Genomic DNA, 18,975 nt, shown 5'->3' with positions numbered 1-18,975 from the left:
GCCCCTGAAGACAGCGGTTAGCCGGTCACCTTTCAATCCGACTGAATCGCATTGATCATGGTGCTGCCGGTTCTGCTGAAGCCAATAGGATCATCTTTTGCCATCGCGCCCTCGCATACTGAAAAAAGAGAAATGAGAACTAATGCTTTAGATAAATTGTTCACGCTCACGCCTGAATATGCGGAACCACGACCCAGTCCCACCCTGTCTGCGTTGAAAACCAGTGCTTCACGCGGTTGAGATAGTACGAAGGAGCTTTTACGCCTGGCGTATAGACGCCAGGACCCATCAGCGTTGTTCGGCCAATGCCCTGCCAGGTATCCTTGTCGGCACTCGCAACAGCGTCCGCGAACTTGACTGTCTGGGTCTTGGCGTCAATGTAGCTTTTGTGAATGGCCCCTCCTTGATCGAAATATTCATCGGGAAATGAAAAGAGGTGTCCAGTCTCATGCTGCTGGACGTGTTCGTTCGGGATCGGTTCCCATGCGGTGTTAGTTTTGTTGCGTCGTACATTCAACTCCCCCCAGTTACCCGAGTCCGCGCGGTTTGCACTCGGATAGAGGTTCACCTGTGCATGATGACGCTCATCAGCCTTCGTGACGAAGTCAATTTCGAATTTGACCGCGACCTGCGCCTTGCAATCACTCGCGGCTCCGGCTTTCGGGCAATTCCTGATTGCCAGCTTGTAGCTGTTGGCATTGAGAAATGCCTCAATCGTTGACTTCATTGCCGGCAGGTTTGTGATCTCCCTCGCAGGGCGTGGTTCCTTGATGAAGGTCGCTGAAAAATTGTCGTCGTGCTCTCTCGCCGATTCATAGGGAACATATTCAAGCGCTTTGGGATTGGCAGGGTCGACTTGGCGAACACGCATCGGTACCACCAGCACAATGACCCTCATGGCGATAGTTCTGGTTGCCCGATCAAAGCCGATATCGAACGTCCCGCGTGCGCCCGCAAGCTGAACGAATTTTCGTTCGCCAGTCGCGTCCAGCCAGGGCTGGCCGTTTTCGAGCAGGCCCCAGTAGTTCCCGGTCTCCATGTCCCATGTAACGGTAGAGACGGGAATATTCTGCAATGTGTGCTCACACGGTTCGTCGCTGGCAGCGTTGACTGGAATGATTCGCGCAGTACCGGAGGACGATTGCCCGGACGCACCGGCAAGGGCGCCATCGAATGCCGGCGGTGCATCCCCGGCAGGTTTGAGTTCACCAGCGGAACGCTGCTGTGCTGGAGTTGGCGCGGGTGCCGATGCCTGCACCGCGTTTTCACCCGGACCGGTTCCAGCAGGCATGACAGCCGCCAACGCGCTGCACGAAAGCTGCACCGGATAGGGGGCAATTGGCGCAGTGTGTGACGGGACCGACATGGGGCCATCGGTTGCGTGCGATTGGGCATGCACGAGGAATTGCGCAGACGTGTAGCCGCGAATTCCATCCGGGCCGATCTCCAGGCGTGAGCCGCCTGCGGTCAATATGATCCGTTTGGCCGCTCCAAGATGAATGGTCTCCTCTTCGCTGGTGACCGAGATGCCCTTTCCGGCTATCAACGTCATTTCATCGGATTCGGCATGCAGGCGAATCGCCTTCTGCGCGAAGAGCACAATCTGTTCTCGCACCGATGCAAAGAACGATTTGCCCGTGGCGATGGAAACATGCCCGCCCGTGGTCAGCGCGGTGTGTTCGTCGCTCGCGATGTGCGTGCTGCCCGCCGCCGCCGTCTGGACACCCGCCGCGCTGGCAAGGGTGAGATGCGGCGCTTCGAACTCGGGGAAGTCATCCACGCCCGGGCGCGTGCTGACCGAAGGCTTGCCGCGCAATTCGGCGTTGTCGCGCTGCATGTTCGCAGTCACGCCGGACTGATCGCTGCCAGCGTCCTGCGCGCCATGTCGCTGCGCCTGCTGCGCCAGGCTCTCGTGAATGTCGCGCGCACGCGTGAGGCGGGCGATGGTCTCACGCATGTCCAGCATCTTGCCCGCTGCGCCAAGCTTCGCGATGGTTGTGATAATCAGGCCCAACCCTGCGCGCACCGCGCCCCGCATGTCCGTGCGCAGTTCGAAGCCTTCGCCGCGCGCGTCCTGCCGCCCCTCATTGCCTTCGATGCGCGTGACATAGCCCAGACTCAGGCTGCTCTTGCCATGATCCGATGCCAGTTGCGCCTGCTGACGATTGTCCGTGTCGTCCAGTGCAAGATGGTTTGATGCGCCGCCGTTGCCGAGCGTGCGGCTCACGATGCCGGTGAGCGCACGATTATCCGGCAGTTTCCACGGTGGCATGTTGTCCCGATTCGGCACGAACGCCGCAACGACAGGGCGGTCAGGATCGCCGTTGACGTATGCGACCAGCACTTCCTGACCGGGTCGCCCATGCATCACCACGCCCATGCCGTCCCCCTGCCAGGGCAGCGCGAGGCGCACCCAGATGGACGTATTCCCGTGATGGTTGCCCTCGCGGTCCCACGCGTACTGGATGCGCACACGGTTATAGGCATCGACCGTCATCGGATACTGTTCCCATCCGACAATCACCGCATGTTCGTACCCGTCGATGCGTGGACGCGGTGTGACCTGCGGCATGCGATACGGCTCGCGCGTCGGGTGCAGTTCGAACTGCGCTTCAAACTCATACTTCGCTGCTGCGCCGTCCAGCTTCGACGACAGTCCCTGGGTGTTGCGGATATCGATCCGGCAATCCAGCACGAGATACGTGTCGTTCGCTCCGGCGTGTGGGTGATCCGTCAACGTGAACGTCCTGCCGGCTTCGATGCCGCGCAGCGCGCCGCGGCCCTTCGCACGCATGCGCCCGCAGCGTGCGGCTTCGAGTTTCACGCGCGCGAGATGCTGCGCTTCCCCGCGCCAAACCTTCGTTTCCTGGGGTCCCTGACTTTTCACCGGCTCCGCGTGGTAGTCGATTGTCTCCGGCTGTGCGTACCCGGCTGGCTCGTAGGATTCGATTCGTTCACTGTCGAAGACGTACTCTTGTCCGTCTCCATGCTTGATGCTGTGCTGCTCGCGATACGGCGCGCTGTTCGCGCTCAGTCGCGGCGAAATATAACTGTGGTCGTGGACCACGACCTTGTTAAGCGCAACCGACGTGCGCCAGGAAAGATGCGTGACATATTCCCTGTCGAGATGCCCGCCTTTGGGACGGTAAGACAATGTCGCGTAGGGCGGGGTCTGCGCCTTGCAGGCACGAATACTGTCGGCAATGACAAGGAAATGGCGGCCTTCACGGTGTTCGAACCAGATCAGATAGCCGAATTCCTCGCACAGGCGCATACAGAAGTCCCAGTCCGTCTCCCATGCCTGCCGGATGAAATCGCGCCGGGGAGTTGGGTGCTCGCCGCAGCGAAAATCGATATCGTGGCTGTACGACTTAAGGATGGTGTAGAGGATATTGGTGATATCCGTGTGGATGAAGATGCGCGAGTTCTTGCGCAGCGTCGCGCACCACCATTGCGGGCGCAATACGAATTCATAGACGACATCGTTTCCTTCGGTGTCCAGAATTCCGGCCTCTGCGACCATACCGGTGATTTCGCGCAGGCCCGTGCGTTCACGGTCACGGGGCTCACGCCAGCCACGTGCCCGTGTGAAAACATCCTTGAACGTCAGCGTGATGGCCGAGCCCTTGATGGCATCGAGATCGACTTCGAATTCGTCGGTTGCAAACCACTCCGGGTGGGGAACGGATCTGACCGCCTCGATGCGATATTCGAAAAGCTGGCCGATAGCTTCATGACCTGTAATGCGTCGCGGCAGCAGGACATCCTCGCGGTAATCCTGTTCCCGCCTGCGGTGTTGCAGGGTGATTTCCCGTACGGGCAATGCGTGGCCGTGCATGCGTACTGGGGTGTTGTACTTCCTGGGGAACCACATGCTCAGGTTCCCTTCTGCAATGTCGCGCCGCAGGTTGTAGTGTCGCCGATGAACGCCACCGGTACGCCGCCGTGCGTGCGCCCGCCCGTCGCGACAATTGCAAAGTCGCCACCGCACTTCGGGCAGCGCACAAGGTGGCCGTCGAGCGCGACGGGTATGCCCTGGTGTGTGAGGTTGGGCGCGGCCTGAATGACTTCGCCGCCGTGGTCTGTGGTATCGCCCAGGCGCGCGACATCGCGCCCCGTTGTTGCGTCTCTCATCGGCTCCGGCCTCCAAAGGACAAGGAATGGCGGCAACTTGCGTTGTCGGCAGACGCTTATCCTTTACGAGCTATTTTTCACCTGGAACACGAAAAATCCGAAAATGGGCCGAAAGCGATTCACCGCGCATCGCGCGGCGCTCAAATTCATATTCGCTTGATACTCGCCAAAGATCGCAGCGCGCTTGCGCTGCGACGCAGCAACGACGGAACGGATCGGCGGCACGGCCAAACAGCGGTCCCGCCGAGTTGTGTTTTTTCGCCGTGAATCATCGCCAAAACGCACTTCCAATCCGCCAGAAAGCCGTGCTGGCGCGGGCGTCCAACGGCAATGGCGTTTTTGTTCTATCTGACGCATCGGCGCTTTTGATCTACTTGCGTCTAACGTCAGCCGTGCAATTTCCAACCCTTGCGCGTCACGCCACGTTTTAACCAGGCCACCAGGCAACTAAAGGGAATCGTCAGATGAACGTCAGCGTCTTCGACCTGTTCAAGATCGGGATCGGGCCATCGAGCTCGCATACGGTCGGACCGATGGTCGCCGCGTGCCGCTTCGCGTCCCATATCGAGGACGCCAACCTGCTCGCTTTCGTGCGCCGCGTGAAGATCGAGCTGTATGGCTCGCTCGGCGCGACGGGCAAGGGCCACGGCACCGACAAGGCCGTGCTGCTCGGTCTCGAGGGCAATCTGCCCGACACGATCGACCCCGACCGCATCGAACCGCGCCTCGCCGCGATTCGTGCGGAAAAGACGCTCGTGCTGCTGGGCAAGCAGTCGATCCGCTTCGACGAAAAGGAAGGCATCGGCTTCTATCGCAAGACCATGGGCGGCGCAAACACGCTGCATTCGAACGGCATGCGCTTTCAGGCCTTCGATGAAAACGGCCAGCTGCTGGTCGAGAAAGAGTACTACTCGGTGGGCGGCGGCTTTGTCGTGAACCGCGACGGCGACCGCGTGAACGGCGTGCGCAGCGGCCGCGAGGTGCCGTATCCGTTCCGCACGGGCGACGACCTGCTGCGCGTATGCAGCGAGAGCGGCCTTTCGATCGCGGAAGTGACGTTCGCCAACGAATGCGCGTCGCGCTCGCCAGAAGAAGTGCGCGAAGGGCTGCTGGGCATCTGGCGCGCGATGGCCGCCTGCGTGGAGCGCGGCTGCAAGATGCATGGCGAGTTGCCCGGCCCGATGGGCGTGAAGCGCCGCGCCGCTGATCTTTCGGTGCATCTGCGCTCGCGTTCGGAAGAGTCGCTGCGCGACCCGCTTTCGATGCTCGACTGGGTCAATCTCTACGCGATGGCCGTGAACGAAGAAAACGCCGCTGGCGGCCGGGTCGTGACCGCGCCCACCAACGGGGCGGCCGGCGTGATCCCCGCGGTGCTTCACTACTACGTGAAGTTCGTGCCGGGCGCGAACGAGAAGGGCATCGTCGATTTTCTGCTCACGGCTGCGGCCATCGGCATCATCTACAAGGAAACGGCCTCGATCTCGGGCGCGGAAGTAGGCTGCCAGGGCGAGGTGGGTGTGGCGTGCTCGATGGCGGCGGCAGCGCTTGCAGCCGTGATGGGCGGCACGCCAACGCAGGTCGAGAATGCCGCTGAAATCGGCATGGAGCACAACCTCGGCATGACCTGCGATCCCGTAGGTGGCCTCGTGCAGATTCCGTGCATCGAGCGCAACGCGATGGGCGCGATCAAGGCGCTCAACGCTTCGCGCATGGCGCTCAAGGGAGACGGCCAGCACTACGTCACGCTCGACAACGTCATCAAGACGATGCGCGAGACCGGCGCCGATATGAAAACGAAATACAAGGAGACGTCGCGCGGCGGTTTGGCCGTGAACGTCATCGAATGCTAATCGAAACGATCAAGGTAATGAGCAAGGGGTCCGCAAGATGAGCCACTATTCGATATTCAGTCTGTTCCGCAACGGGTTGTCGTATCACGAGAACTGGGAGCGGCAGTGGAGGAGCCCCGAGCCGAAGAAGGAGTACGACGTCGTGATCGTCGGCGGCGGCGGGCATGGTCTCGCCACCGCGTACTACCTCGCGAAAGAGCACGGCGTGAAGAACGTCGCGATTCTGGAGAAGGGCTGGATCGGCGGCGGCAACACGGCGCGCAACACCACCATCGTGCGCTCGAACTATCTGTGGGACGAGTCGGCGGCGCTGTATGAGAAGGCCATGAAGCTCTGGGAAGGGCTCTCGCAGGACCTGAACTACAACGTGATGTTCAGCCAGCGCGGCGTGATGAATCTCGCGCACAACCTGCAGGACGTGCGCGACACCGAGCGCCGCGTGAACGCGAACCGCCTGAACGGCGTGGACGCCGAGTTCCTCACGCCCGAGCAGATCAAGGAGATCGAGCCCACGATCAACCTGAACAGCCGCTATCCGGTGCTGGGCGCATCCATTCAGCGTCGCGCCGGCGTGGCGCGCCACGATGCGGTGGCCTGGGGCTTCGCGCGCGGCGCGGACCGTCACGGTGTGGACATCATCCAGAATTGCCAGGTCACGGGCATCCGCCGCGATGGCGGGCGCGTGACCGGCGTGGATACCGTGAAGGGCTTCATCAAGGCGAAGAAGGTGGCGGTGGTGGCCGCGGGCAACACCACCACGCTCGCCGACATGGCCGGCATCCGCCTGCCGATCGAAAGCCATCCGCTGCAGGCGCTGGTTTCCGAGCCCATCAAGCCGGTGGTCAACTCGGTCATCATGTCGAACGCGGTGCACGCGTACATCAGCCAGTCCGACAAGGGCGACCTCGTGATCGGCGCGGGCGTCGACCAGTACACGGGCTTTGGCCAGCGCGGCAGCTATCACATCATCGAAGGCACGCTGCAGGCCATCGTCGAAATGTTCCCGGTGTTCTCGCGTGTGCGCATGAACCGCCAGTGGGGCGGCATCGTCGACGTTTCGCCCGACGCCTGCCCGATCATCAGCAAGACCGACGTGAAGGGCCTCTATTTCAACTGCGGCTGGGGCACCGGCGGCTTCAAGGCGACGCCGGGCTCGGGCTGGGTGTTCGCGCACACCATCGCGAACGACGAACCGCATCCGCTCAACGCGCCGTTCGCACTGGACCGTTTCTATAACGGCCATCTGATCGACGAGCACGGCGCAGCTGCCGTGGCGCACTGATTACGCACCTGAAACAGGAGAAGACATTATGTTGCTGATCGAATGCCCATGGTGCGGGCCGCGCGCCGAACTCGAATTCACCTGCGGCGGCGAGGCGGACATCGCCCGGCCGCTGGACACCGACAAGCTGAGCGACCGCGAATGGGGCGAGTACCTGTTCATGCGCGATAACCCGCGCGGCGTGCACAAGGAGCAGTGGCTGCACACGCAGGGCTGCCGGCGCTGGTTCAAGGTGACGCGCGACACCGTCAGTTACGACATTCAGGGTTACGAAACGTTTGGCGACGCCGGCTCGGCGGTGAACGTCCAGGCCAGGGCGCAACAAGGCGCACAACAAGGCGCACAACAAGGCACGCAGGGGAGCAAGCAGCGATGAGCCAGAAGAACCGTCTCGGCGCCGGCGGGCGCATCAACCGCGCGATTCCGCTGAGCTTCACGTTCAACGGCCGCACCTATCAGGGCTATCAGGGCGACACGCTCGCCTCGGCGCTGCTGGCCAACGACGTGCACTTCGTCGCGCGCAGCTTCAAGTACCACCGCCCGCGCGGCATCGTGACCGCCGATGTGGCCGAGCCGAATGCCGTGGTGCAGCTCGAGCGCGGCGCGTACACCGTGCCGAACGCGCGCTCGACCGAAATCGAGCTTTATCAGGGGCTCGTGGCGACCAGCGTGAACGCGGAGCCGGACCTCGAGCACGACCGCATGGCGATCAACCAGAAGTTCTCGCGCTTCCTGCCGGCGGGCTTCTACTACAAGACCTTCATGTGGCCGCGTAAATTCTGGCCGAAGTACGAGGAGAAGATCCGCGAGGCCGCGGGTCTGGGCAAGGCGCCCGAAGTGCGCGACGGCGACCGCTACGACAAGTGCTTCGCGCATTGCGACGTGCTGGTGGTCGGCGGCGGCCCCACGGGCCTGCTGGCGGCGCACACGGCGGGCCGTGCCGGCGCGCGCGTGATCCTCGTCGACGACCAGCGCGAACTGGGCGGCAGCCTGCTGTCGTGCAAGAGCGAGATCGACGGCCGCCCCGCCATCCAGTGGGTCGAAAAGATCGAGGCGGAACTCGCGGCCATGCCGGACGTGAAGATCCTCTCGCGCAGCACGGCCTTCGGCTACCAGGATCACAACCTCGTGACCGTCACGCAGCGCCTGACCGAGCATCTGCCGGTCTCGACGCGCAAGGGCACGCGCGAACTGCTCTGGAAGATCCGCGCGAAGCGCGTGATTCTCGCCACCGGCGCGCACGAGCGTCCCATCGTGTTCGGCAACAACGATCTGCCGGGCGTCATGATGGCCTCGGCGGTGTGCACCTACATTCATCGCTATGGCGTGCTGCCGGGCCGCAAGGTCGTGGTGTTCGCGAACAACGACGCGGGCTACCGCTGCGCGCTCGACGTGAAGGCCTGCGGCGCGGAAGTCACGGTGGTCGATTCGCGTGCGCAGGGCAAGGGCGCGCTGCAGGACGCTGCGCGCCGCCAGGGCGTGAAGATCATGAACAACGCGGCCATCATGGCTGCGCACGGCAAGCTGCGCGTGAACTCGGTCGAGGTGGTCGCGTATCAGAACGGCCAGACCGGCGCGAAGCTGGCTGACCTGCCGTGCGATCTGGTGGCGATGTCGGGCGGCTTCAGCCCGGTGCTGCACCTGTTCGCGCAGTCGGGCGGCAAGGCGCACTGGAACGATGCGAAGGCCTGCTTCACGCCGGGCAAGCGCATGCAGCAGGAAGTGAGCGTGGGCGCGGCAGTGGGCGAATTCAGCCTGGCACGCGGCCTGACCCAGGCCGTCGACGCCGGCATCGATGCGACGAAGTCGCTCGGCTTCAAGGTGACGCGTCCGCAGGTGCCGAAGGCCGCCGAGATCACCGAAACGCCGTTGCAGCCGCTGTGGCTCGTGGGCAGCCGCAAGGCCGCGCCGCGCGGACCGAAGCAGTTCGTCGACTTCCAGAACGACGTGGCCGCATCGGACATCCTGCTTGCGGCGCGCGAAGGCTTCGAGTCGGTCGAGCACGTGAAGCGCTACACGGCGATGGGCTTCGGCACCGATCAGGGCAAGCTCGGCAACATCAACGGCATGGCGATCCTCGCGGATGCGCTCGGCAAGACGATTCCGGAAACCGGCACGACCACGTTCCGCCCGAACTACACGCCCGTGACGTTCGGCACCGTGGCGGGCCGCGAACTGGGCGACTTCCTCGACCCGATCCGCAAGACCTGCATTCACGAGTGGCACGAAGAGAACGGCGCGCTGTTCGAGGACGTGGGCAACTGGAAGCGCCCCTGGTACTACCCGAAGAAGGGCGAGGACATGCACGCGGCGCTCAGGCGCGAGTGCCTCGCGGTGCGCAACAGCGTGGGCATTCTCGATGCGTCGACGCTCGGCAAGATCGACATCCAGGGCCCGGACGCCGCGAAACTGCTCAACTGGGTCTACACGAATCCGTGGCTCAAGCTCGAAGTGGGCAAGTGCCGCTACGGCCTGATGCTCGACGAGAACGGCATGGTGTTCGACGACGGCGTGACCGTGCGCCTCGGAGCGCAGCACTACATGATGACGACCACCACGGGTGGCGCGGCGCGCGTGCTCACGTGGCTCGAACGCTGGCTGCAGACCGAGTGGCCCGACATGAAGGTGCGTCTGTCTTCGGTGACCGATCACTGGGCGACCTTCGCCGTGGTGGGCCCGAAGAGCCGCAAGGTGCTGCAGAAGGTGTGCAGGGACATCGACTTCGACAACGCCGCGTTCCCGTTCATGTCGTATCGCAACGGCACCGTTGCGGGCGTGAAGTCGCGCGTCATGCGCATCAGCTTCTCGGGTGAGCTGGCCTATGAAGTGAACGTGCCGGCCAACGCGGGCCGCGCAGTGTGGGAAGCGATCATGGCCGCGGGCGCCGAGTTCAACATCACGCCGTACGGCACGGAAACGATGCACGTGCTGCGCGCGGAGAAGGGTTACATTATCGTCGGCCAGGACACCGACGGTTCGGTCACGCCGTTCGACCTGGGCATGGGCGGGCTGGTTTCGCAGACCAAGGACTTCCTGGGGCGCCGCTCGCTCAAGCGCTCGGACACCGCGAAGGACGGGCGCAAGCAGTTCGTCGGACTCCTGACCGACGATGCGAAGTTCGTGCTGCCCGAAGGCGGCCAGATCGTGGACGTGAATGCGCAGCAGAGGGCCGACGGCACCACGCCGATGCTGGGCCACGTGACGTCGAGCTACTACAGCCCGATTCTCGACCGCTCGATCGCACTGGCGGTCGTGAAGGGCGGCCACAACAAAACCGGCGAATACGTCGCGATCTCGATGGCCGATGGCCGGCGCGTGAAGGCGAAGATTGCCAGCCCGATTTTCTATGACACTGAAGGGGTGCGTCAGAATGTTGAATGAAACGATGGATACGGCGCCCCTTGCGGAGCGCGCAGCAGCGGCGGTGCGGCTCGAGTCGCCTTTCGTCGGCGTGGCCGGGCTCATCAAGGCCCAGGAGGGCCGCGCGCCGAAGGGCTTCACCCTGCGTGAGCTGCCGTTCCGCGATCTGGTGAACGTGCGCGGCGAACTGAGCGATCCGGCGTTCGTGGACGGGTTTGCCCAGGTGGTCGGCTGCCAGCCGCCCTCGACGCCCAACACGGTCACGCGCGGCAACGGCTACGACGTGCTGTGGCTCGGCCCCGACGAATGGCTCGTGCGCTCGGACGCGGCGGTGCAGGCCGGCGTGCTCGAAGCGAAGCTCGCGCCCGCATTCGGCGAGGCGTACGCGGCTGCCGTGGACGTGGGCAGCGGCTACACGGTGGTGGAGATCGACGGCGCGCGCACGCGCGAGCTGCTCTCGCGCGGCTGCCCGCTCGACCTGCATCCGGGGCTGTTCAAGGAAGGGCAGTGCGCGCAGAGCGTGTTCTTCAAGGCCTCGATCGTGCTGGTTCCGATGGGCGGTGAGCGCTTCGAGATCGTCGTGCGCCGCAGCTTCGCGGATTACTTCTGCCGCATCATGCTCGACGCCACGGCGTCGCTTGCATCATGAAGATCGTCGACGGAACCTTCGATCCGGCGCCCGCACCGTTCGATGCGCCGGCGGCGCGCGATGTGCCGCCCTCGCGCGGCCGCGGCTGGAGCGTGTTCGTCGAGGGCCTGAGCGTGCCCGCGCGCATCGGCATTCATGCGCACGAGCATGGCCAGCCGCAGCCGCTCGTGATCGATGCGCAACTGGGCTATCGCTCGATGCCGAAGGAAGAGAGCGACTGGATCGATTACGAGCGCTATTGCGCGCGCATTGCGGAGTTTCTCGCGAAGAAGCCGCATACGCGGCTGCTCGAAACGCTGGTGGCCGATATTGCGGCGCTTTCGTTTCGCGAGTGGCCCGCGCTCGATACGCTCACGATCGAAGTGCACAAGCCGAAGATCCGGCCCGGCACGCAGCGCATCGGCGTGTCGCTCGAATGGACGCGCGCCGATTATCTGCAGTGGAGCGCCACAGGACGCTGGTAGCGTAGTGCGCCGCAGCATTTGATGTTTTCCGCGGATGTCGGATCGAGGCAAGCACGCGTCGGCTTTTGCACATCGCGGGGTGCGTGCGGCGGGCTACGCTCCACATATCGCTGCGCGCCGCTAGAGAAGCGCAGCGCCAACTCTGAAGGAGACAAGGTGATGAGCAATCGAGGCGTCGTGTATCAAGGACCGGGCAAGGTCGAAGTGCAGAAGATCGACTATCCGAAGATGGTCGATCCGTCCGGCCGCGCGATCGGCCATGGCGTGATTCTCAAGGTGGTCAGCACGAACATCTGCGGCTCGGACCAGCATATGGTGCGCGGCCGTACCACCGCGCCGATCGGCCTCGTGCTCGGTCACGAGATCACGGGCGAAGTGGTCGAAATTGGTAAGGACGTCGAGACGCTCAAGCTCGGCGACCTGGTCTCGGTGCCGTTCAACGTTGCATGCGGCCGTTGCGCGATGTGCCGCGAGCAGAACACGGGCGTGTGCCTGACCGTGAACCCGGCGCGCGCGGGCGGCGCGTATGGTTATGTCGATATGGGCGGCTGGATTGGCGGCCAGGCCGAGTACGTGCTCGTGCCGTATGCCGATTTCAATCTGTTGAAGTTCCCGGACAAGGAACAGGCGATGTCGAAGATTCGCGACCTCACCTGCCTTTCGGACATTCTGCCCACGGGCTATCACGGCGCAGTGACGGCGGGCGTGAAGCCGGGCTCGACGGTGTATATCGCGGGCGCGGGCCCTGTTGGCATGGCTGCGGCGGCTTCTGCGCGTTTGCTTGGCGCGGCTTGCACCATCGTCGGCGACATGAATGCGGAACGTCTCGCGCATGCGAAGGCGATGGGCTTCGAAGTCGTGGATCTTTCGAAGGACGCTTCGCTGGGCGAGCAGATCGAGCAGATTCTCGGCAAGCCGGAGATCGATTGCGCGGTGGATTGCGTGGGCTTCGAGGCGCACGGTCACGGCGCGTCGGGCCACTCGGAAGAAGCGCCGGCCACGGTGCTCAACTCGCTCATGGAAATCACGCGTCCCGCGGGCATGATCGGTATTCCGGGGCTTTATGTGACCGAGGATCCGGGCGCGAAGGACGTTGCCGCGCAGCACGGCGGCCTGAGCATTCGATTTGGCCTGGGTTGGGCGAAGTCGCACACGTTCCATACCGGGCAGACGCCGGTGCTCAAGTACAACCGCAATCTGATGCAGGCAATTTTGTTTGATCGGTTGCCGATCGCCAAGATCGTTAATGTCTCGGTTATTTCGCTTGATGAAGCGCCTGAAGGGTATAAGAAGTTTGATGGCGGCGCGCCGCGGAAGTTTGTAATCGATCCGCATGGGTTGTTGGCGGCTTGATGAGCGGTAGCGCGTAAGCGCTTACGCTTTTACGTGGTACGGGCGGCGTTGGCATTTCCCTGATTTTGTGCAGGTCTGCCAGCGTTGCCCCGCATGGCTGCATGGATGATGTCGGTGCCGGCGCGCAGGCCTTCAGCAAGGCGCGACGCGCACTTCCCACCGAACTCTTCGAACTGGCCTGCGGGCCCCTTGCTTCGCTGGCCCAGCCCCTTATCGATTCGATGCGCTGGCTCTGCCCGAGACGGGTGGCCGCCATCGCCTGACCGGACGTACGCGCCGGACACTCGAGCCCTTTGCCGGCGCAGGTTCACGCCGGCGCAATCATGTTTTCACTGCATATTCGGTGCCATCGTGGGAGTGGTTTGGCCTGGCGTCGTACCGGGGGCCGCTGCAGCGATACGCGCCTGGGCTGTGTGCAGGTTGTCAGGGTAATGGTTATCGCGTCCGGTGGACCTGTAGCCGGCTTGCCGGAGCTGGGCCAATTCCGCGCGCACCTGGGCACGCGTGAGCGGCCCATTGGATGCTTGCGGTGCTTGAGCGAAAGTAAGGGCCGGTACAAGCAATGCAGCCGCAAACGCGGCTATTTTAAGTGTCCGATTCATCGTCTGTGCCTCCAGCTAGTGAGGTATCAGCGCTGTGGACCCGGGGCGGGGCAGCGGCTGGCACAATTAGCTTGACAGCGCAGACTTAAGGAACAGTTAACTGGAGAAGGGCGCCAGCAATGGCGGCACAAAGCACTGCGTCGGCTGACGCCCAGATGATGCCGGGAGCAGGGGCCGGAGGCGATGCGCATATCGGCGCTTTCCGCCATCCAGCTTTGCGGTCGCGCATACCCGCCAGCGCGGAACTGGCGGTTGCGATCATTGAGTCTGGAGTACTGGAGCAACCTCGTCACTCATGCCCTTGAACCAGCGCTTTCGCATGGGCGCGAGAATGAACTTGGCCGACACGCCCGCGACGATCGACACCACGGCGGAGCCGATCAGCACGTGCTCCCACGATCCGCCTGCGGCCACCAGCGAGGCGATCGGGACGAGCAGCGACGCCGTGCCCTTGGCGGTATAAAGCGTGCCGGCATTCGACGACGCGTATTTGCCGCCGAACGTATCCGCGCAGATCGCCGGGAAGATGGAGTAAATCTCACCCCAGCACAGGAAGATCAGCGGCGCGAACATCAGGAATGCGTATGGATCGTGACCATATGCATTCATTCCGAGCAAAGCGAGCCCTTCGCCGATGAACACGATCAGCATGGTGTTTTCGCGGCCGATCTTGTCGGACAGGAGACCGCAGATGGGGCGCGTCAGCCCGTTGAGCAGATTGTCGACCGAGAGCGCAAGCGTCAGCAGGGGCAACGTCGTGCCAAGGAATTGCACAGGGAGCTTCGCGAAGCCAAACGATTTCGCAATCGGGCCGAGCTGCGCCGTCGCGATCAGGCCGCCGGCCGCTACGAGCACGAAGAGCAGATAGATCATCCAGAAAAGCGGCGTTTTGACCATCTGGCTCGGCGGATAATCGATCTTGCTCGTCACCACGCGCGCCACCGGTTTGATGCCGGGACCCGGATTGGGGCGAATCAACGCAATGCTCAGGATGAAGATCGCGATGCCCTGAATGATGCCGAACACGAAGAACGTCTGCCGATATCCGGAATGGTGAATCATGTTCGCGATCGGGATGACGGTCAGCGCGGCGCCGGCGCCAAAGCCTGCGGCGGTCAGGCCGGCGGCGAGCCCGCGCCGGTCCGGGAACCACTTGAGCGCGTTGCCGACGCAGGTGCCGTACACGCAGCCCGCGCCGAGCCCGGCGATGACCGAGGCGGTGTAGAGCACGGGCAGCGAGGTGGCGCACGAGTCGATCACCCAGCTAAGCGCAACGAATACCGCGCCGGCCATGACGACGGGGCGCGGGCCGAAGCGGTCCACCAGCCATCCCTCGACCGGCACGAGCCAGGTTTCGACCAGAATGAAAATGGAGAATGCCGTTTGAACTTCGGCAGCGCTCCAGAGGTTCTGGGTTTTCATTGGGACAACGAAGAGTGTCCACGCATATTGCAGATTTGCGACGAGTGCCATGCAGGCAATGCCGATGAACAGCTGAGTCCAGCGGCTTCTGAGCAAGGGCTTGCCTGCCGGCGAGGCAGCGGATGACATAACGACTTCTCCTACAAATTAGCGGTCGGGTGACGGCACGCGTCGATGCGATCCTTCGCGATCTTGCGCGCCGCCCCCCACTTTCCATTCATGCGGTGCAGGCGCGGCGCGGGCGGGGCAGGGGACCATGCTGCTGCGCCACCCGTATCCGGTGTGCGATATCAGGACTTCTGCTCGTACACCCCAACCTTGTTGCTTTCGTTGAGATAGACGTAGACGCGATGGGTTGCCGTGTCGACGGTCAGCGTGTGGACCTTGGGTTCGGTCTGGATGTGGTCGATAACATGGTTCGTGTCGAGGTCGACCACTTCGAGGTTGCCGGTTTTGTCGCCGATGAACGCGCGGCGCTTGTCGGTGTCGATAGCCGTCTGGTCCACCGCGCCCGCGACGTCGATGGTCGCCACGAGCTTGCCCGTTGCCGGGTTCACCACGAGCATCTTCTTGTCGCTGGTGCCGAAGATCAGATGATTCGTCTTGCTGTCGTAGACACCGCCCTTGGCCGCGCCCTTCAGGCCGAAGTCCCATACCGCCTCGATCTCATGGGTATTCGGATTGATCACGTCGATCTTGCCGCCAACGGGTTGATACAGGCGGTCAGTGGAAGCGACGTAGAGCGCGACGTCCGGTCCATCCTTGTCGTCTTCAGGCTTGAGCTTGAACGTCGTGGTCAGTTTGTACGGCGCCTTCGGCTCAAAAATGGCCTCGTTGTTGCTGTCGTCATTCGCGAGCAGGATGGCGCCCGACTTCGTGTCCACGTTCACGCCGTCGGGGGTCTTGCCGCCGCTGTCGACGGCGGCGATGCGGTCGAACGAGTGTTTGTCATAGACGATCAACTTGCCCGTGGTCGCATCGGTGACGTAGGCGTGGTTCGCGTCGAAATCGATGCCGTTGCCGGAATCGACGCCCGAGAGCGTCTTCTTGATCGCCATGGTCTTCGCATCGATCACGACCACATTGTGATTGGGCGACTGGGACAGCCAGACCGCGTGGGTGTCCTTGTCGTAGGTGACCCAATCGCCGTGACCGCCCTTGCTGCCGGGCAGGTCGATCGTTTTGACGAGCTGGTACTGCGACGCCTGCGCATATGTCCCGACGGCGCACAACCCCATTGCGACGAGAGTGATCGTCAACGTTTTGTGCCTGAAAAATGCCATGTTGCCTCCAGTAGGAAATGAACGCGTTTCTTTAGTGAGTTTTATCGACTACCTTGAATGCGACTTCAGAATTTGTGCGTGATGCCGATGATCGCCACGACCTGCGAACGGGTGCTCGAACTCGCGGCGAGATCGCCCACCGTGCCGCCCGCCGCGACGATCCCGGAACCGTCCTCGCTGAACGTCGTGCCGCTCGCGTGGGAGTACGCGACGTCGGCATAGAAGCTCGTGCGCTTGCTCAACGAGTAAGTTGCGTTCGCACCGAAGTTGTTGTAAGTGGCCGACGACGCGCCGCTCGAGTGCGTGTACACGTAGTTGAGCGCGCCGGATAGCGCCGGAGTGAATTGATACTGGAGCGCAGCACCGCCAACATTGAATGTTTCGGTGCGGTTGAAAGCGCCGTAATCCGTGTACGGCTTGTACTGCGCGTTGCTGTAGCGGATGTTGGCGGTCAGGTTGCCGATGACATACTGCGCCGCGACCTGGACGATCTGCCGGGAGCCGAACATGGGCGTCGCGCCGAAGAGGGGCGTGACCGAGTTATCTTGCGTAAGGTCCGCTGCCCCGGTGCCGTTGGCATCGTTCTTCGCGAACAGATAGCCGGTGGCGAGCGTCAGTCCGCCATGGTTGTACGAGGCGGCCGCCCCGTACGCGTGGCCGCCGGTGGCGTTGCCGGCGATTCCGCCAACCCCGTACATCAGCTCGTACTGGAAGCCCGCGTAGGTCGGGCTCGCGTACTTGATCGAGCTGTTGATCCACACCGAGTTGTCGTTATTGTCGGCATCGCCCGGCGTGGTGAAAACGGGTCCCGCAAAGCTGTCGCCGGTAATCGGCTGAATCAGGTCGACCGTCGGATCGAACTGCCGCCCCATCGTGAGCGTGCCGTAGGCGTCACCGCCAAGACCGACGGTGGCCTGGTGGGCGAAAATGCGATTGTTCGACAGCGATCCGTGTGTAATGTCGAAGGAGCTCTCCAGGGTGAAGATCGCATTCAGGCCGCCACCGAGGTCTTCCTTGCCTTTGAGGCCCCAGTACGTCGATCCATTGTCGGCGTTTTGCATTGCCACGAGCGAGTGGCCGCCCGTGTTGTTGTAGTAGGCCGCGGCTTCGTCGATCGAGCCGTACAGCGTTACGCTGCTCTGCGCATGTGCCGCGGACGACGCCGAAACGATAAGCACTCCGATAAAAATGGATCGATATCTGAAATTGACCACAACATCTCCTTTCATTGGTAGTAGTTTGTAATGCGAATTTAAGGAAATAAAATTCGGTGCCGAAGATCGATGCTTGGGAACGAATGGAGGTATGCCAGCTCCAGATTTTTGCTGCCGTGTCGGCAATCTTTTTCGCGTCGTGTTGAACCCGCTCACCGGGGTTACGCGGCGGGCATCAACTGTTCCGGATCGAACTTTGACGGCGCGCCAAGCTTAAGGACAATCGAATAATTTTATGTCCACGATAAAAGGCAGCTTATGCCTGAAAGCCGTTTAAATGATCGAGGGTTACGATCCGGCTGTCGCGCAGCCCTTGCGCGCCCGGGCGAACCATCGCGCCGTTTGCTGGAGAGCACCGATGGGAGCGGCTACCGGACGTTCCTGACGATTGCGCAGGCCGGCCCACGGTCCGGAAATTCGTTGGATCGTCATAAAGCAAAACGTAAAGTGGCAAGAGCGTTGCTGACACAAGGATGTACAGGTGCGGACCGCTCGCCAGGGAATTCACTGAGTGTTTGCCCGCTTTAAAAACTGCGGCAAACCTTAAGCTCTTGAAAATCGTTGGTGCTGCTTTCATGGGGAGTTTTTCTTAACACGGTCAATTCATGCGGCGATCACGATATGTCGCATCGAAGTCATTGACTTGCAGTGAATTGAATAACGGGGAACACCATGCGCATATTGCTCGTGGGAGATGACGCATCGATAGATGGTGAATTGAAGCGCGGCTTGCACAAGGAGGGCTTCGCAGTCGACTGGGTGGAGCACGGGGATTCGGCCATGCTGGCGCTTGCCGCGACCTCGTATGGCCTTGTGCTGCTCGATATCGCGCGCTCCGGAAAGAACGGGCTCGCGCTGCTCGCGAGGTTGCGCCGGCGAAACGATGCAACGCCGGTGATCGTGATTACCGCTCGCGACGCCGTGCCGGACGGGGTGGCGGGTCTCGACGGCGGCGCTGACGATTATCTCGTCAAGCCGTTTGCGCTCGACGAGCTGCTGGCCCGCATCCGCGTCGTGAACCGGCACCAGACGGGCCGCGTGCAACCGTTGCTGCAAGTTGGCACGCTGCGGCTCGACCCCGCGCAGCACCGCGTATGGCTAGGCGACCGGGAGGTGCCGGTGACGACACGCGAGTTCGTGTTGTTGGAGGAGCTGATGCGCGATCCTGCAATGGTCGTCACGCGCTCGCAGCTCGAGGAACGCCTGTACGGATGGAACGAGGAGATCGAGAGTAACGCCATCCAGGTGCATGTTCACAATCTGCGCCGCAAACTGGGGAGCGACGCAATCTATAACGTGCGAGGCGTGGGCTATCGCATCGGCACGCTCGCATAGCCCCATGACTGGCGAAGCTGCAAGCCA

General features: G+C 62.5%; 18 protein-coding genes. 9 read left to right on the top strand and 9 right to left on the bottom strand.

Annotated elements, in window-relative coordinates; translation table 11 throughout:
• Positions 1-32: 32 nt before the first annotated feature.
• The 4 genes from PWP93_RS26935 to PWP93_RS26920 all read right to left on the bottom strand — a co-directional run bounded on the left by PWP93_RS26935 (position 33) and on the right by PWP93_RS26920 (position 4,491).
• Positions 33-164: a hypothetical protein gene (locus PWP93_RS26935; protein WP_421046736.1), complete on the bottom strand. Its 132-nt coding sequence runs from the start codon at positions 162-164 to the stop codon at positions 33-35.
• A gap of 2 nt (positions 165-166) precedes the next feature.
• Positions 167-3,874: a type VI secretion system tip protein TssI/VgrG gene (gene tssI, locus PWP93_RS26930; protein WP_421046735.1), complete on the bottom strand. Its 3,708-nt coding sequence runs from the start codon at positions 3,872-3,874 to the stop codon at positions 167-169.
• 2 nt (positions 3,875-3,876) lie between these two features.
• Entirely contained in the window at positions 3,877-4,134 is a 258-nt protein-coding gene (locus PWP93_RS26925) for a PAAR domain-containing protein (RefSeq protein WP_421027765.1), read from the bottom strand.
• A 63-nt stretch (positions 4,135-4,197) separates the two neighbouring features.
• Positions 4,198-4,491 (bottom strand): hypothetical protein, encoded by a 294-nt coding sequence (locus PWP93_RS26920; protein ID WP_421046734.1) that lies wholly within the window; start codon positions 4,489-4,491, stop codon positions 4,198-4,200.
• A 107-nt stretch (positions 4,492-4,598) separates the two neighbouring features.
• Between PWP93_RS26920 and PWP93_RS26915 the strand changes: the two genes are divergently transcribed.
• The 8 genes from PWP93_RS26915 (at position 4,599) to PWP93_RS26880 (ending at position 13,355) form a co-directional block, all read left to right on the top strand.
• On the top strand, positions 4,599-5,984 hold the full coding sequence (locus PWP93_RS26915; RefSeq protein WP_421046733.1) for an L-serine ammonia-lyase: 1,386 nt from the start codon (positions 4,599-4,601) through the stop codon (positions 5,982-5,984).
• 37 nt (positions 5,985-6,021) lie between these two features.
• Positions 6,022-7,266: a sarcosine oxidase subunit beta family protein gene (locus PWP93_RS26910; RefSeq protein ID WP_421027177.1), complete on the top strand. Its 1,245-nt coding sequence runs from the start codon at positions 6,022-6,024 to the stop codon at positions 7,264-7,266.
• 28 nt (positions 7,267-7,294) lie between these two features.
• Positions 7,295-7,642 carry a sarcosine oxidase subunit delta gene (locus PWP93_RS26905; protein ID WP_421046635.1) on the top strand — a complete coding sequence of 116 codons (348 nt, stop codon included), beginning with the start codon at positions 7,295-7,297 and terminating at the stop codon, positions 7,640-7,642.
• The gene (locus PWP93_RS26900) at positions 7,639-10,647 is read left to right on the top strand and encodes a sarcosine oxidase subunit alpha family protein (protein ID WP_421046634.1); all 3,009 of its coding nucleotides are present in this window, start codon (positions 7,639-7,641) and stop codon (positions 10,645-10,647) included. The genes PWP93_RS26905 and PWP93_RS26900 overlap by 4 nt, the downstream gene beginning before the upstream one ends.
• The gene (locus PWP93_RS26895) at positions 10,637-11,275 is read left to right on the top strand and encodes a sarcosine oxidase subunit gamma (protein WP_421046732.1); all 639 of its coding nucleotides are present in this window, start codon (positions 10,637-10,639) and stop codon (positions 11,273-11,275) included. Before PWP93_RS26900 ends, PWP93_RS26895 begins: the two co-directional genes overlap by 11 nt.
• Positions 11,272-11,739, top strand: a complete 468-nt coding sequence (locus PWP93_RS26890; RefSeq protein ID WP_421027173.1) for a dihydroneopterin aldolase — start codon at positions 11,272-11,274, stop codon at positions 11,737-11,739. The genes PWP93_RS26895 and PWP93_RS26890 overlap by 4 nt, the downstream gene beginning before the upstream one ends.
• 156 nt (positions 11,740-11,895) lie before the next feature.
• Positions 11,896-13,092: a formaldehyde dehydrogenase, glutathione-independent gene (fdhA, locus tag PWP93_RS26885; protein WP_421027172.1), complete on the top strand. Its 1,197-nt coding sequence runs from the start codon at positions 11,896-11,898 to the stop codon at positions 13,090-13,092.
• 101 nt (positions 13,093-13,193) lie between these two features.
• Positions 13,194-13,355, top strand: coding sequence for a hypothetical protein (locus tag PWP93_RS26880; RefSeq protein ID WP_421046731.1), 162 nt, complete (start codon positions 13,194-13,196; stop codon positions 13,353-13,355).
• A 66-nt stretch (positions 13,356-13,421) separates the two neighbouring features.
• Here PWP93_RS26880 and PWP93_RS26875 read toward each other — a convergent pair whose 3' ends face one another.
• The 5 genes from PWP93_RS26875 to PWP93_RS26855 all read right to left on the bottom strand — a co-directional run bounded on the left by PWP93_RS26875 (position 13,422) and on the right by PWP93_RS26855 (position 18,190).
• Positions 13,422-13,694: a DUF4148 domain-containing protein gene (locus PWP93_RS26875; RefSeq protein ID WP_421046730.1), complete on the bottom strand. Its 273-nt coding sequence runs from the start codon at positions 13,692-13,694 to the stop codon at positions 13,422-13,424.
• Positions 13,695-13,952: 258 nt separating this feature from the next.
• Positions 13,953-15,245, bottom strand: a complete 1,293-nt coding sequence (oxlT, locus tag PWP93_RS26870; protein ID WP_421046729.1) for an oxalate/formate MFS antiporter — start codon at positions 15,243-15,245, stop codon at positions 13,953-13,955.
• A gap of 161 nt (positions 15,246-15,406) precedes the next feature.
• Positions 15,407-16,375, bottom strand: coding sequence for a YncE family protein (locus PWP93_RS26865; protein ID WP_421046728.1), 969 nt, complete (start codon positions 16,373-16,375; stop codon positions 15,407-15,409).
• 89 nt (positions 16,376-16,464) lie between these two features.
• The gene (locus tag PWP93_RS26860; protein ID WP_421046727.1) at positions 16,465-17,613 is read right to left on the bottom strand and encodes a porin; all 1,149 of its coding nucleotides are present in this window, start codon (positions 17,611-17,613) and stop codon (positions 16,465-16,467) included.
• A 256-nt stretch (positions 17,614-17,869) separates the two neighbouring features.
• On the bottom strand, positions 17,870-18,190 hold the full coding sequence (locus PWP93_RS26855) for a hypothetical protein (protein ID WP_421046726.1): 321 nt from the start codon (positions 18,188-18,190) through the stop codon (positions 17,870-17,872).
• Positions 18,191-18,285: 95 nt separating this feature from the next.
• Between PWP93_RS26855 and PWP93_RS26850 the strand changes: the two genes are divergently transcribed.
• Positions 18,286-18,948 (top strand): response regulator, encoded by a 663-nt coding sequence (locus tag PWP93_RS26850; protein WP_421046725.1) that lies wholly within the window; start codon positions 18,286-18,288, stop codon positions 18,946-18,948.
• The last annotated feature ends 27 nt before the right edge of the window (positions 18,949-18,975 follow it).

The organism is Paraburkholderia sp. A1RI-2L (genome assembly GCF_048957375.1).
Lineage (GTDB): Bacteria > Pseudomonadota > Gammaproteobacteria > Burkholderiales > Burkholderiaceae > Paraburkholderia.
This window is presented reverse-complemented; position numbering and strand designations above follow the sequence as displayed.